19 protein-coding genes are annotated in these 12,688 nt (G+C 23.5%); all 19 read right to left on the bottom strand.

Features of this window, described 5'->3' with window-relative positions:
• Nucleotides 1–28 precede the first annotated feature (28 nt).
• The 19 genes from NBW53_RS04495 to NBW53_RS04405 all read right to left on the bottom strand — a co-directional run bounded on the left by NBW53_RS04495 (nt 29) and on the right by NBW53_RS04405 (nt 12,681).
• Entirely contained in the window at nt 29–637 is a 609-nt protein-coding gene (locus NBW53_RS04495) for a LysM peptidoglycan-binding domain-containing protein (RefSeq protein ID WP_250278891.1), read from the bottom strand.
• Nucleotides 638–1,515: 878 nt separating this feature from the next.
• A complete protein-coding gene (locus NBW53_RS04490) occupies nt 1,516–1,671 on the bottom strand; it encodes a hypothetical protein (protein WP_250278890.1) in 156 nt (51 codons plus the stop codon).
• Nucleotides 1,671–2,081, bottom strand: coding sequence for a phage tail assembly chaperone (locus tag NBW53_RS04485; protein WP_250278889.1), 411 nt, complete (start codon nt 2,079–2,081; stop codon nt 1,671–1,673). Before NBW53_RS04485 ends, NBW53_RS04490 begins: the two co-directional genes overlap by 1 nt.
• Nucleotides 2,082–2,093: 12 nt before the next feature.
• Entirely contained in the window at nt 2,094–2,558 is a 465-nt protein-coding gene (locus NBW53_RS04480) for a phage tail tube protein (RefSeq protein WP_250278888.1), read from the bottom strand.
• Nucleotides 2,559–2,569: 11 nt separating this feature from the next.
• A complete protein-coding gene (locus NBW53_RS04475; RefSeq protein ID WP_250278887.1) occupies nt 2,570–3,859 on the bottom strand; it encodes a phage tail sheath family protein in 1,290 nt (429 codons plus the stop codon).
• The gene (locus NBW53_RS04470; protein ID WP_250278886.1) at nt 3,859–4,020 is read right to left on the bottom strand and encodes a hypothetical protein; all 162 of its coding nucleotides are present in this window, start codon (nt 4,018–4,020) and stop codon (nt 3,859–3,861) included. Before NBW53_RS04470 ends, NBW53_RS04475 begins: the two co-directional genes overlap by 1 nt.
• Nucleotides 4,021–4,029: 9 nt before the next feature.
• Nucleotides 4,030–4,389, bottom strand: coding sequence for a phage tail terminator family protein (locus NBW53_RS04465; protein WP_250278885.1), 360 nt, complete (start codon nt 4,387–4,389; stop codon nt 4,030–4,032).
• 65 nt (nt 4,390–4,454) lie between these two features.
• Nucleotides 4,455–4,829: a hypothetical protein gene (locus tag NBW53_RS04460; protein WP_250278884.1), complete on the bottom strand. Its 375-nt coding sequence runs from the start codon at nt 4,827–4,829 to the stop codon at nt 4,455–4,457.
• On the bottom strand, nt 4,830–5,210 hold the full coding sequence (locus NBW53_RS04455; RefSeq protein ID WP_250278883.1) for a hypothetical protein: 381 nt from the start codon (nt 5,208–5,210) through the stop codon (nt 4,830–4,832).
• A gap of 10 nt (nt 5,211–5,220) precedes the next feature.
• The gene (locus NBW53_RS04450) at nt 5,221–6,258 is read right to left on the bottom strand and encodes a major capsid protein (RefSeq protein WP_250278882.1); all 1,038 of its coding nucleotides are present in this window, start codon (nt 6,256–6,258) and stop codon (nt 5,221–5,223) included.
• Between the two features lie 11 nt (nt 6,259–6,269).
• Complete coding sequence (locus NBW53_RS04445) at nt 6,270–6,701, bottom strand: phage scaffolding protein (protein ID WP_250278881.1); 432 nt, start codon at nt 6,699–6,701, stop codon at nt 6,270–6,272.
• Nucleotides 6,702–6,761: 60 nt separating this feature from the next.
• The gene (locus tag NBW53_RS04440) at nt 6,762–8,159 is read right to left on the bottom strand and encodes a phage portal protein (protein ID WP_250278880.1); all 1,398 of its coding nucleotides are present in this window, start codon (nt 8,157–8,159) and stop codon (nt 6,762–6,764) included.
• A 19-nt stretch (nt 8,160–8,178) separates the two neighbouring features.
• Nucleotides 8,179–9,423, bottom strand: coding sequence for a PBSX family phage terminase large subunit (locus NBW53_RS04435; RefSeq protein ID WP_250278879.1), 1,245 nt, complete (start codon nt 9,421–9,423; stop codon nt 8,179–8,181).
• Between the two features lie 6 nt (nt 9,424–9,429).
• The gene (locus NBW53_RS04430; RefSeq protein ID WP_250278878.1) at nt 9,430–9,822 is read right to left on the bottom strand and encodes a terminase small subunit; all 393 of its coding nucleotides are present in this window, start codon (nt 9,820–9,822) and stop codon (nt 9,430–9,432) included.
• A 92-nt stretch (nt 9,823–9,914) separates the two neighbouring features.
• Nucleotides 9,915–10,307, bottom strand: a complete 393-nt coding sequence (locus NBW53_RS04425; RefSeq protein WP_250278877.1) for a hypothetical protein — start codon at nt 10,305–10,307, stop codon at nt 9,915–9,917.
• Between the two features lie 20 nt (nt 10,308–10,327).
• Entirely contained in the window at nt 10,328–10,516 is a 189-nt protein-coding gene (locus tag NBW53_RS04420; protein WP_250278876.1) for a helix-turn-helix transcriptional regulator, read from the bottom strand.
• 593 nt (nt 10,517–11,109) lie between these two features.
• Complete coding sequence (locus tag NBW53_RS04415; protein ID WP_250278875.1) at nt 11,110–11,355, bottom strand: hypothetical protein; 246 nt, start codon at nt 11,353–11,355, stop codon at nt 11,110–11,112.
• A gap of 1 nt (nt 11,356) precedes the next feature.
• On the bottom strand, nt 11,357–11,818 hold the full coding sequence (locus tag NBW53_RS04410) for an NUDIX hydrolase (protein ID WP_250278874.1): 462 nt from the start codon (nt 11,816–11,818) through the stop codon (nt 11,357–11,359).
• A gap of 185 nt (nt 11,819–12,003) precedes the next feature.
• The gene (locus NBW53_RS04405) at nt 12,004–12,681 is read right to left on the bottom strand and encodes a PrsW family intramembrane metalloprotease (protein ID WP_250278873.1); all 678 of its coding nucleotides are present in this window, start codon (nt 12,679–12,681) and stop codon (nt 12,004–12,006) included.
• Nucleotides 12,682–12,688: the final 7 nt, after the last annotated feature.

The raw sequence follows: 12,688 nt of genomic DNA, 5'->3' as shown, positions 1-12,688 counted from the left end.
TAAAAATCTAACCTCCTCTATTTAAGATTTAAGGTAACTTTAAAATGCTCCCAACTTTTAAATTTTTAGCATCTGTTATATTGTTTATTTTCATTATTTCATTATATTTTTTTTCATCATTAAGCTCTCTTTTAGCTATTTTCCATAAAGTATCTCCAGCTTTAACTGTATATACTTTAGGTGTATCTTTAACAGTTCTGTTGGTATTAACTGTAAAAGTATTATTGTTTTCATTTACAGAAGTTAAAACTTTTTCATTTATGTTTATATATTCTCTAAATGTTAAATCAACTAAAAAATCTCCCTCTTCTCCAGCATTTTCATATACTATATATTCTTCTAAAGTTACATTTATATTTCCTTTAAATATTTCTTCTCCACTAGATAAAGTTCTTGTTATTAAAAGCATTAAAGGTTTTTTGTTTGCTTTAAATTCTCTAAATTTAGATAAATATAATATAGGTTTTCCAATAATAACATTAGGAGAATATTTAGGTTGAACAAAAGGTAAAGATAAATCGTTAGGTAATAAAATAGACATTGTTATTTCTCTAAGCCCAATTCCCTTAATGATATTTACTTCTCCCATTCCAATACTATTATATCTTTTGTTAGTATTAAAAGATTTTGTTATCATTTTTTCTGGTGGAATGGGTAACTGATATATTTCTTGTTGGTGTTCATACTTTAATAAATATGTGTATATATAATCACCTCCTATTTAATACCACATATAAAAACTATATCTTCTAAAATCATTTCTTTTAATCTTTCAAATATATATTCATAATCCAAATTTTTAGTTTGCTCTAAAATTTCTTGATATATATTTTTATAGGTATTTTTACTTTTTTCTATATGTTTTCTTTCTGTTAAAGTTTTATTTTCTATATTTTTTATATGTTGTATATATTTTGATATATATCTAAAATCATTTTCTTTGTTAAATAATATATCTATATTAGTTAAATTTTTATTATCTAGTTTTATCCCATTATAAAAATTAGTTAAATAACCCTTTATTTTAATATATTTTTTATTTAAAGTATAAAAATCTAAATATTCATTATTTTTTAAATTTATTATATGTTTTGTTTTAAAATCTTTAAAATTTTTAATTTTTTTATTGTATATATAGCGATTATAAATATTATCTAAATTTTTAAAATTTAATATATTATTATCTAAATATTTTACATTTTTATAATATTTGCTATTTAATATATTATTTGATATATCAATATTTTTATTATTTACATATATTTTTTTATACTTTATATTTTTATAATAAATAATGTTTTTTCTACTGTATTCTTTTAGATAATTATTATATATTCCATGGTTATTATTAAAATATCTATTTAATATATTAAAAAAATATTTTTTATTGTTAAATGTTTTATTATAAAGATATATATTTTTATATAAATTTATATTTCCAATATTATAAAAAGAAAAAAATTTTGCTTTAAAACTATAAAAATTTATATAAACCCACCTCCCACCTCATATTAATTATTCTAGTTCTTTTTGTTCATCTATAAACTTATCTATAAAAGCTATTATTAAAGCTTTTTCTCTAATGTCCATCAAAGTAAATTCTTTTGGTTTAATGTTTAGTTTAAAAAGGGCAAAGTAAGCATAATTAAGCTCTGCATCACCCTTTTTCATTAGTTTTTTATATCACAAACCAACTCATCAATACTTTCTATAAACCCACTTATATTAAGTATTTCTTTTATAAGCCTGTCAATTTCTCCAGCTAATAATACTTTATTTAAATATTGTTCAGGTGTATTCACATTTAATTTTTCCATACTTTTAATATCTTTAAAAGTAGGCTCTAAGGTAGCTTCAATAATACAAAGTGTATTTAACTTTCCTTCATCTATTATAACTTGTCCATTTTTATCTATAAAAGTAGCTTTTTTCTTTAATCGATTTAAATCCTCAAATAAAATTGGTTTTATTTTAAATTTAATATTATTTCCATTTTCATCTTTCAAACGATTAGATATTTCAACATAATGAGTTATATTATCAACTATGTTAAGGTTAAGTATTTCTTGTAAACTAGACATATATACTCCTTTCTATTCACCAACAACTGGTTTAAAACTTTCTAATATATCTAAATCATTAAAAGTAAATGTCATTTCTTCGTCAAGCTCAGTGCTGTTAATATCAAGCTTTGCCATAGTTATATTATCTATATTTACTTGTTTTAAGGCTATGCTTTGTCTTTGAATATCACTAGAAGGGTCATTATTTTCTATTATTATTTCAAAATAGGTATCTTTTCCTTCTTTTATATACTTAAGCATAAGCTCTCTAAATTTAGATGTAGAGTAATAAACAGTCATTTTGCCAGTCCCGCTCCAACCACTAGCTTTATGTTTAGTTCCAGTCTGACCCAAAACTTTTATTTCTCTTTTAGTTTTTTTTATTTTTGCTTCTATATTTTTTAAATATAAAATTTCTTCTTTTTTTCCATCAATATTAACATAACAAGTGCCTAAAGCACCATTTATGGTGTCCCAAGCTTTTAAAGTAGCCATAAATTTACCTCCTATTCAATAATGCATTTCATATAAATTTTATCCATACTAGCCACAGGCTCTATCATTAAATCTACTATAACATCACCTTTTTCAGTTCCCTTTTTAATTTTTATATCATTAGCAGAAAAATTATCAATAGCTCTTATAGCTTGTAATTGATTAAAATAACTTATAAGTTCAGATTTAAATATATCTCTACCTAAAGCATCATTTTGCATTTTACCAAGATAATAGTTATTAAAAATTCTAGCAATATCATTAGCGGTAGAATCTAATACACGTATAATTTGATTATTACTAAAATCTGAATTTTTATCTGTAGAAAAACTAACAAAGGTATTAATATCTTTCAAAACTCTTATATCTAAATTGTCATAGTAAAATACAAATTCACCATTTTCTATAGCTTCTTTTAGCTCACTGTTAGAATATTTAGCTTCAAATGCATATTCACCATCATACACCTTGTTTGTGACACTTTGGTTTATTTCAGCTCCAGCCAAAACTCCACCAACCCAATATACAAGGTTTTTATCATTTTTAACACTAATTATACCTTCAAAGTCTGCTTTTTTATAGTTGTATAAAACAGTACATATTTTTACACCCTCATCATCTCTAAGTCTTTTTGTAAAACTTTCAAAAAGTCCTTTTGTTTGTTCATCTTCTCCATCATAAATAAGAACATTAAAACTTTCCTTTTCTACAAGAGATAAAAATTTACTATATTCAAGGTTTGTTACATTGCCCTCTGTTCCTCCTGTAAGGCTAGTTCCAGCGTTTTCTTCTAAAGCTCCAGTTCCAGAAAAGCTAACAAATTTATTTTCTTTTAATTCATCTATGCTACTAGCTATTACTTCATCTACCATAATATTTTCTATATATGTATAAACTGTAAAGTTTTCTTTGTCCACATTAGAAGCTATCTTTATTTTTATGTCATTTCCTCTGCTACCAGAATACTTAGCAATAACATTTAATCTACCAATTGTAGCTTTTGCTTTTTCACCAGTTCCTAATCTATAAAATTTTATTTCTTTTGCATTTTTAAACACTTCTCTAAACGGTTTTAATTTTTCGCTTGTATAATCATATCCTAATATATCTAAAGAATTTTTTTGAAAATCTTCATTTGTTATGCTAACTATTTTGTTTTCAACACCCCAATTATTTTTTAAAGCCATTGCCATAACACCTCTGTCGGCAATAGTTCCTAAAGCTCTTGCTTTAGATACAAAGTTTATATAAGCTCCAGGTAAAACTTTATTATAAGTTAAAAATTTTCCTCCTTTTGCCATTACAAAATTACCTCCAAATATTTTTTAATTATTTCTTCAACTTGATTTTTGCTATAAATTTCATTATCTTTTAATAATGCACTTACTAAATCTTTTTTATTTTTATATTCATCACTTTTTAAAAATTGCTCTTTATAAAATTTTTTAACTTTTTCACTCATAATATCTCCTTAAATATATAACTTTTGCATTTTACTTGTTTCTTCTCTTTTAAAAACGTAAAAATTATATTCTATATAAAATTTTAAAATGCCATTTTCTATAAACCCTTTTAAATTTTCTCCTTTTATAAACCCTTTTTCAAATTTTAACATTAAAAACTTATTATATAATAAATCAAGTATTTTATTACACTCTTCGTTTATATTATCAGCTTTTTTAGGTAAATATGTTATTTCTATCTTATTAAAAAGTTTGAATCTATTAGATATACAAGCTTTTTCTTGTGTTTCAATACACCTTATACAAAAACAGGGCAATAAAAATCCCTGTTTTATGTGTTCTGCATATATGTTACATTTTCCAAACACATTGTATAATTGATTACTAATAGCATTTATAATCTTAATTTTGATAAATATCCCTCCTAAATAAGTTATCCTATATCGTCAAATATATCTAACATTATTTCTTGATGGCTTGTATATATAACGGGTTCTCCACTATTTTTATACTTAGTTGTTTTTCCATTTTGAGTAACAATAATTACAGACCCAGCCTTTATTTTTATATTATTTTCTAAAAAAATTTTTACTTTTTGAGTGATAATATTATTAAATAAATTTTCTTTAGATGCTACAATATTAGCACTATTGTTATAATAAGATACTCTACAAGGTATATTTTCATATTTAATAATAGATTTTTGCTTAGTTATATAGCTTTTTTCATCTATAAAACTTTCATATTCATATATATCACAAAAACCGGTATATAATTTTTTAATTATATTTTTATTATTTATAAACATCTACCATACAACCTTTTTATAATTATAAAGTAATCTTTTTTTGTCTAAAAAATAATTAATAACATTATCAAAGCTTTTGTCTTTATTTTCAAAATATGTTATAGACACATCACCTTCTTTGATAGACTTTATAAAATTATCCAAAGAAATATCATTTTTTAAGTTAGATGATTTAATAAGTAATAAATATTCACCTATAACAGTATCAATAAAAATATCTTTTATACTATAAAAATCAATAAAAGGGTTTATCTCGGATTTAATAAAATTTTTAATAGAATTAATAGCAATAAGAATAATTTTTTTAGATAAATTATTATCTTCAATAGAAAGATTTAAATAATTGAGCTTATTAGTTATTTCTTCAATAAGATTATCCATATGATACCTCTTAACCTTTAGATATAACTCTTGCAATAGGTATAGCTTTGTCTTCAATATATACACCTTTTTCATTATCCATTACTAAAGACCAATTTTTACCATTTGCAAGTTCTTCATCTGTTGGTGATAAGCTAGCTTGTTGTTTTTTAAGATATGATATACCAAAAGGTGCAAAACATTTTCTAGTTCTTGCATATAAGGTATCTTGTCCACCATTAGTTTTTGGGTCTCGGTTTATTTCATAAGGCACTTTAACACCAATATCTTCAAAATCAATAGCACCTTTTCCTAATATGTATGTTGTATATAATTTACTACCGCTATCACCATCTTCAACAGGCATACTGTCATCAATTAAAACTATTTTTCCATTTAGCGTAGCAAGTCCTAAATCTCTTTGTATACCATTTTTGTCTGTATATTTTAAATAATTAAGTAAATTTATATTTTCTAAATTAGTTGCAACAACACTGTGCATAATAACAATATCAAACTTACTTTTATTGTCACCACAGGCTTGCTGTATAGCAGTATTAATAGTAGTAACATCTATTTTAGAATTTTCAAGAGAAGATATATTATAAGTATGATTTGTTACAAATTCGCCATTTTTACCACCAGTCATAGAAAAAATACCTTTTAAGATAGAAAGTAATGTTTTTTGGTCAACTTCATCAAAATATTCTTTTATTTGTTTTGCCACATTAGACATAAATCCAACGCCACCAGTTATATCTTCAGAAAAATCATCTTCAATCCAAGCATTAGCTCTACCAACTACAACGACACCTCTTTCAAAAGTTTTTGTAGCACTAGGTACAATGTCAGTTTTTCCATCATAATTTAATGCGCTACCCTCTATTCTTCCATACATAGGTAAAATAGCATATCCTGTTCCACCTTGATAAGAAAAAGCTCTTCTTATCTCTGCATTAGGCTTAAGTATATTAAATTTAATTAACTCATTTTTTCTAACATTAGGTAAACTTTCAATATATTTTCCAAAAGCTACCTGATTAAAACTCTTATGATTAAATTCTCCCATTATTATACCTCCTAAAAAATACCTTTTTCATAATGTCTACAAAGTTCTTCATAGCTCATTTGTCTATTTATTGTATTGTTGTTTAAATTTGTTTCTAATGGTTTAAACCCTTTTAATTGTAGATTATTTTGTTCAAAAAATAAAAATTTAGTTTCCTCATTATTTTTAAGTTCTTTTATCATTTCATTAATAAGATTTTCATCAATATTTTTGTTGTTAAGTTTATCAAAATCTATTAAAGCTTTAGTGGCCTTAATATTTTTAGCTCCAGCCATAAATAACTGTCTTTCAACAATAATATTAAGCTCTAAATCTAAAATTTTATTTTCATATTCTTTAGTTTTATTTTTAACTTCCTCAAAAATATATTTTTGAATTTTACTATAAATTTGTTTAGCTTTATCTTCATCTAAACCAAAATTAACTAATTGTTTAACGTCCATAATTAGACCTCCTTTATATATTTTTCTCCCACCATCCCAAGTCCCAACCTTTAAAATTATTTATTGTTTATTAATTTTGTTTAATTCTTGTTTTATATTAGATACCCACGGGTGTTGACTAATAATAGTCTCTTTAGATATAATATCCATAGATTTTATACAATTATTAATAGCTTCTGTTTCATTTATTAAAATATCTTTATTAAAAATAACTTCTATATTAATATTATTAAAATCTTTTTTTAGTATGTAGCTAAAATATTTTTTAATAAACCAAAATAACATTTCAAATGATGCTTGAAATTCAGTTTCCATAAGGCTAGCATCAAGGTCAATATCGGCATATACACTTTGGATATTCATTTGATTAGGATTTTGTCCTATTTTTTCGTCTTTACAATCATATCCTCTAGCATTTTCTATTATAGCCTTTTTAAATGCTTTAGCTAACACCTCATAGTTGTTGCTATCTATATTTATTTTTAATGTTTCAACGCCACCTTCACTGCCGTCTATTGTTTTAACTTTTACAACGCCATATTCAGATAAATTTTTTCTAAATTCAGCTAAATTAGTTCCGTCATAATTTTTTAAAATTAAAATAGTGTTTCTAGCATCTTCTTGCATATTATTCATAAAATCACTTCTTATGGTATTTAAAGAATCTTGTAAAGTTTTTACTCTTTTTATAAGTGGAATTTCTTTAGAATTAAATTTAAAAGATATCACAGGGATTTTATCCCAAGATAACGGAAAGTTATAAGAATTATATATATAAGGTTTAAATCCTTTAGAAGTATCTAATATTAATTTTTGATTATGTAAAATATAGTATTGTATCCCTGTTTTTGTGTATAACTCAACTTGTGTTACTATATTTATTTTATTTTGTTCATATTTTTCTATGTCATATATTCTAAGTAAATATTCTAAAACAGTGTGCTCTTCATCGGCCCAAATAGGCAATATTTCATAAGGCTTAAATTTTTTAAACTTTATATTTCCTATTTCATCAAAAAATATATAAATCCAACTTATACCACAGTTAATAGCATCTTCTCCTATATTTTTTATAAGCCTATAAAAAGATTTATCAAATATTTTTTCTATGTTTTTAATAAATAACTCATCTTCACAATAAAAAGTTATGGGCTTTGATAATAAATAACTATTTTTTTGGTCTACAACTCTGGCATATTGATTATCTACAATTTTATTGTTAGGTAAATTGTCTATTATTTCTTTATTTCCATCACTACCTATTATAGTACGATTTCTTTTTAAAATATCATGATTACCAAAATAATATTGTTCACCAACTATCATATTTTTTCTTTCTTCAGAGTTTAAAAAGTTTATTATATTTCTCTCTAAAAAATCAATAAAAGACTTTTCATTACCAAATTTATATATTATTTTGTTTATTTCATCTGTTTCAAAATTATATTCAAGGTTCATAAAAACCTCCTTTATAAAATCATTTAAAGCTAAATCTATCATAATTTTTTATAGATTGTATAGCATAACGCATAGCATCTAATAAATGGTTAAAATCATCTATAGGCCTGTTTATAGGTTTACCAAATTCATTCTTACTCCAAGTATAATTACATATTTCATTTAAAAAGTTTTTGCATTTAGGATGTATAATTATTTTAAATCCTTGTATATATTGTATACCATTGTTTAAGCTATCTTTTCCTTTTTTAGCTGGTCTTATTCTATTTATTCCAAGCTCTCTAAGTTCTTCTATACTTTTAGGCTCTGCCGAATCTGCTATAATAGTTTCTTTAACATATCCCATATTTAATATTTCATTATATATATCAAAATTTGTTAAAGATTTTTTATAAAGTTCGTCAAAAACATAAATTTCTTTAAGACTAATATCTACTAACCCACAAAATAAAGCTGTAGGGTCATTAGTATATCCAAAATCTAAGCCAAAAATAGCAAATACATTATTTCTTTTTTTAATTTCTTGAATATTAAATGATAATTCAATAAAATTTTCATATACAAGTCCATCACTAACTCCCCACTCTCCAAGCCCAGCTACTTGATACCTTCGTGGATTGTTTTTTTTCATACTTTCAAACATTTTTATATCTGCTTCATCAAGCCATTCATTAATTAAATAATTAGTAGTAATAGCTAATATATCCTTATCTTTTTCACAATCAAAAAACCTTTTTTTTAACCAATGTTTTTCATTCCAAGGATTAAATGTTAATGTAATCTGTTTAAAAAGCCCTTCTGGTACATTACCTCTAATGCTCTCTTGTAAAACTTCAAAATCTTCTTCTTTGTCTATTTCATAGGCTTCTTCTATCCATAGCCAACATAAAACACCTTTTTGAGTTGTAATAGATGTTATTTTTAAAGGGTCATCTAAGCCTCTAAAATATATTTTTTGATTAGTAGGTAAATATGTAATTTCAAGTGGATATGTTCTACATTCCCAAAATTTGGTAACACCAAGAGTGTTAATGGCCCAGCTAAGTTCAGCAAAGCAACTGTCTTTAAGAGTAGCATAAGTTTTTCTAACTACTAAAAGATTTGCATCTTTATATTTCATCATTCTAACAATAAAGTTTAATGCAGTTGTTTTAGATTTTTTACTTGCTCTAGAGCCTTTACATACTCTAAATCTCCCTTTAAAGTTCCAATAAGATTTATATCCTTTTCCTACTATTTTAGGTAAATAAATTTTTTTATCCATATATTTTTATTCTTCAATAAGATTATCTCCTAAAATATAAACTGTTTGCTCCTCACATTTTTCTTGTTTAGGAGAAAATATAGAATACATTTTTCCAAGTAACTCTGCCGCCTTTAGTTTTTCTTTAACAGATATTCCTTTTGATGATTTATTATCTAAATTATCATTTTCTTCTCCACGCATTATTTTAGTAAGACATTCTATAATTTCATTAGATTTAGCTATATTTTTGTTTTCAGTGTTACTCTCTTTTGTGCTTTGTTCAATATAAGTTTTAATTTTTTCATTTTTCAATAACTTTATTCCAGTTTTTTCCATATATCCTGCCTTTTTAGCGGCAATTTTAACATCACTTGTTTCTATATAATATTCACAAAATAATTTTTGTTTTTCATTCAAAGTTTCACCTCCAATTAATAAATAATAATTTTAAAGGATAATTATATTATACATAAACTAATAAATAATAAATGTAAAAAAAATGTAACCCACTAAACTTCTTGTAATATTTTGTTTATTACAAAGTTTTTTATATTAAAGCATTGTCTAAGGCTAATATGTACTTTTAAAGCAATAGATTGCCAACTATTTTTATAAATATATCTAAGTTTTATGATATCTTTTTGATATTCTTCTAATCCATCTATGATGTCATCTATAAATTTATACTCATAAATTGTATTTTTAAGTTTTTCTAGCTTTTCATTTACAACACTATTATATATACTGACAATATCATTTTTATTATCAATTTGTATATTTTCAAAAATATTATTCTCTTTTCTTATTTTGTTTATTTCCATTTGTAAATTTTCTATATCTAAAATCCCTTGTCCCCATTTTCTAAGATAATTTTCTCCTTTTTTTCTTTTTTCTTTATCCATAACAACCTCCTTTTTATTAATTAACCTAAAAATATATTTTCCATTTCAATATTATAAATTTCACTTAAAACTTTTAAAGGTGCATAACCAACATTTGTTTTTCCTTTTTCCCAGTTTATAATAGTGTGTTTACTTACTTTTAATTTGTCTGCTACTTCTTGTTGAGTTAAGTTAGCATTTACTCTAGCTGCTTTTAAAGATATTTTCATATTTTTTCACCCCTTTCAAATCAAAGTATAGTCTACTTTTTATGTACTGTCAATACTTTTTGTTTTTTTTTTTTTTGAGAATAATTGAATTTTTTTAATTTTAAATGTATAATAATACCTGAAGTGAAAAAATTTTACTACCATTTTTTTACATTTTTATTGCATTTTTTATAACAAAATTTATTATTTAAAAACAAAATAAAATAAATAACTTAATTTTAATAAAAACAAAATTTTTTAATTTAAAAATATTTTAAGTATATATAAAAATTTATTTTTTATTAAAATTTAATAATATGATTAAATACTATAAGATTTAATTCTATATAAAAATAGCCACCTTAATTGGTGACTACTTGAGATAAAAAATAAAATATTTTTAAATTAATTTTAATATATTTTTATATTTTTGTTAAACTCCTAATTACAAGTTAATTTTTTTGATTTATATAAAATGATATTTTTAAACCTTACATACTAAAATTATCCTTTTTCATTTAGTTTAAATTTTATATTTTTAAAGTGTATTTATAAGTTTTATAACCTAAAGTGGCCACCTTAATATGGTGGCTACTTTTAGTGATAATAAATAATTATTCCTCACTATCTTCATAATCTAAAGCATAGTAATCTTCGTAGAAATCATCTTCGTCATAATAAAAATCATCTTCGTCTGCTAATAGCTCTGCTCTATTTTTAACTTTTATAAATAAAAATATAACACTAACTAATGCTATTACAAACCCCAATATAATAAATAATGCTGTTCTATTACTTATTTTTTTTGAAAACTTTTCTAATTCTCTTTTTAATTCTTGAACTGAATATTGTGTTTTCATATTAAACCCTCCTTATATGATTTTTATTTTTGGTAAAAAATCTTTTTCTATGCTCCATATATTCAGCATAAGCACGCTTCATAATCTGCCTTTCATCATTAAACTTAAGCAAATAATATGCCTCATGCTCTTTGTAGTATCCTGCATCAACAAAAAATTCTTCTGCTTGTGGCTTGCAATAAAAAGAATCTGTAGTCATAAGATACCAATGTACTGTTTTATTTATAATATCTGAGCCACCTCTAAAGGTATAAACGGTTTTGCCAATATATTTAATAATTTTAGCAGAAACACCTGTTTCTTCTTTCACTTCTCTAAGTGCTGTCTGTTTAAAAGTTTCGCCTTCTTCAACAGTACCTTTTGGCATAACCCAACCCATATATCGCCCATTTTGATTTTTATAGAGCAATAAGACTTTTCCACGATGAATTACAACACCTCCGCAACTAATAGCTTCTATCACAATTAATTCCTCCGATGTTATAGCATTGGTAGCATAGCTAATTAATTATCATAGATAATTAAAAATTATGTTTATGTTTCTATGCTTATAAAATTAGTTAATGAACTTTTAAGCTCTTAGTAAAAGTATACTCCTTTTACAACAATTTTTCAATAAAAAATTTATAATTTTAAAAATATTTTATTTTATAAAGATATATTTTTAAAAGGTGAAATTTTTATATATTCATTAACTCTTTTTAAACTTATAATAACTATATAACAAAAAAATATTATAAAAAATATATTACTATATTTAATATCGGTAAATAACAATAAATCATATAAACCGTGTATGAGTATAGGCACTAATATAGAAAACATTTTTATTTTAAATTTAAAAAATTTTTCTTTTGATAAATAATATCCCATATACACACCAAATATAGCATGGGCTGGTATAGAAAAAATAGCTCTAGATATAGCTGTATACATACCTCCTATTACTGGATTAAATACATATAGAATATTTTCAATAGTTGCAAACCCAAGAGAAATATATACAGCATATAAAATACCATCAAAAGGTTCATTATAATTGTTATTTTTCCATATTAAAAATTTTAATATAATATATTTATATGTTTCTTCTACAAATGATGCTACTATAAATGATATATAAAAAGGATAATATATAGATGTTGGTTGTGGTGCAAAATTTAAAATATATTTTTCACTAAAAGTTATAGGTATAGATATTATAATACCATATAATGTACCTGTTAATGCTAATTTAACTGGTTCTTTTTCATATTTATCTTTAACATATATAGTTAATAAAATTATAACTATAGGAGCAAGTGCTATATATATTAATTTTTCCATTTTTTCT

It is taken from the genome of [Clostridium] colinum (assembly GCF_940677205.1).
Taxonomy (GTDB): domain Bacteria; phylum Bacillota; class Clostridia; order Lachnospirales; family CAG-274; genus Tyzzerella; species Tyzzerella colina.
The sequence above is the reverse complement of the archived record's forward strand: the minus strand, read 5'-3'. Positions and strand labels throughout refer to the sequence as shown.

What these genes read in the sequence shown, in the direction of transcription:
- NBW53_RS04495 (WP_250278891.1), bottom strand. Translation starts at nt 637, where the DNA reads ATGATAACAAAATCTTTTAATACTAACAAAAGATATAATAGTATTGGA.
- NBW53_RS04490 (WP_250278890.1), bottom strand. Translation starts at nt 1,671, where the DNA reads ATGAAAAAGGGTGATGCAGAGCTTAATTATGCTTACTTTGCCCTTTTT.
- NBW53_RS04485 (WP_250278889.1), bottom strand. Translation starts at nt 2,081, where the DNA reads ATGTCTAGTTTACAAGAAATACTTAACCTTAACATAGTTGATAATATA.
- NBW53_RS04480 (WP_250278888.1), bottom strand. Translation starts at nt 2,558, where the DNA reads ATGGCTACTTTAAAAGCTTGGGACACCATAAATGGTGCTTTAGGCACT.
- NBW53_RS04475 (WP_250278887.1), bottom strand. Translation starts at nt 3,859, where the DNA reads ATGGCAAAAGGAGGAAAATTTTTAACTTATAATAAAGTTTTACCTGGA.
- NBW53_RS04470 (WP_250278886.1), bottom strand. Translation starts at nt 4,020, where the DNA reads ATGAGTGAAAAAGTTAAAAAATTTTATAAAGAGCAATTTTTAAAAAGT.
- NBW53_RS04460 (WP_250278884.1), bottom strand. Translation starts at nt 4,829, where the DNA reads ATGTTTATAAATAATAAAAATATAATTAAAAAATTATATACCGGTTTT.
- NBW53_RS04455 (WP_250278883.1), bottom strand. Translation starts at nt 5,210, where the DNA reads ATGGATAATCTTATTGAAGAAATAACTAATAAGCTCAATTATTTAAAT.
- NBW53_RS04450 (WP_250278882.1), bottom strand. Translation starts at nt 6,258, where the DNA reads ATGGGAGAATTTAATCATAAGAGTTTTAATCAGGTAGCTTTTGGAAAA.
- NBW53_RS04445 (WP_250278881.1), bottom strand. Translation starts at nt 6,701, where the DNA reads ATGGACGTTAAACAATTAGTTAATTTTGGTTTAGATGAAGATAAAGCT.
- NBW53_RS04440 (WP_250278880.1), bottom strand. Translation starts at nt 8,159, where the DNA reads ATGAACCTTGAATATAATTTTGAAACAGATGAAATAAACAAAATAATA.
- NBW53_RS04435 (WP_250278879.1), bottom strand. Translation starts at nt 9,423, where the DNA reads ATGGATAAAAAAATTTATTTACCTAAAATAGTAGGAAAAGGATATAAA.
- NBW53_RS04425 (WP_250278877.1), bottom strand. Translation starts at nt 10,307, where the DNA reads ATGGATAAAGAAAAAAGAAAAAAAGGAGAAAATTATCTTAGAAAATGG.
- NBW53_RS04420 (WP_250278876.1), bottom strand. Translation starts at nt 10,516, where the DNA reads ATGAAAATATCTTTAAAAGCAGCTAGAGTAAATGCTAACTTAACTCAA.
- NBW53_RS04415 (WP_250278875.1), bottom strand. Translation starts at nt 11,355, where the DNA reads ATGAAAACACAATATTCAGTTCAAGAATTAAAAAGAGAATTAGAAAAG.
- NBW53_RS04405 (WP_250278873.1), bottom strand. Translation starts at nt 12,681, where the DNA reads ATGGAAAAATTAATATATATAGCACTTGCTCCTATAGTTATAATTTTA.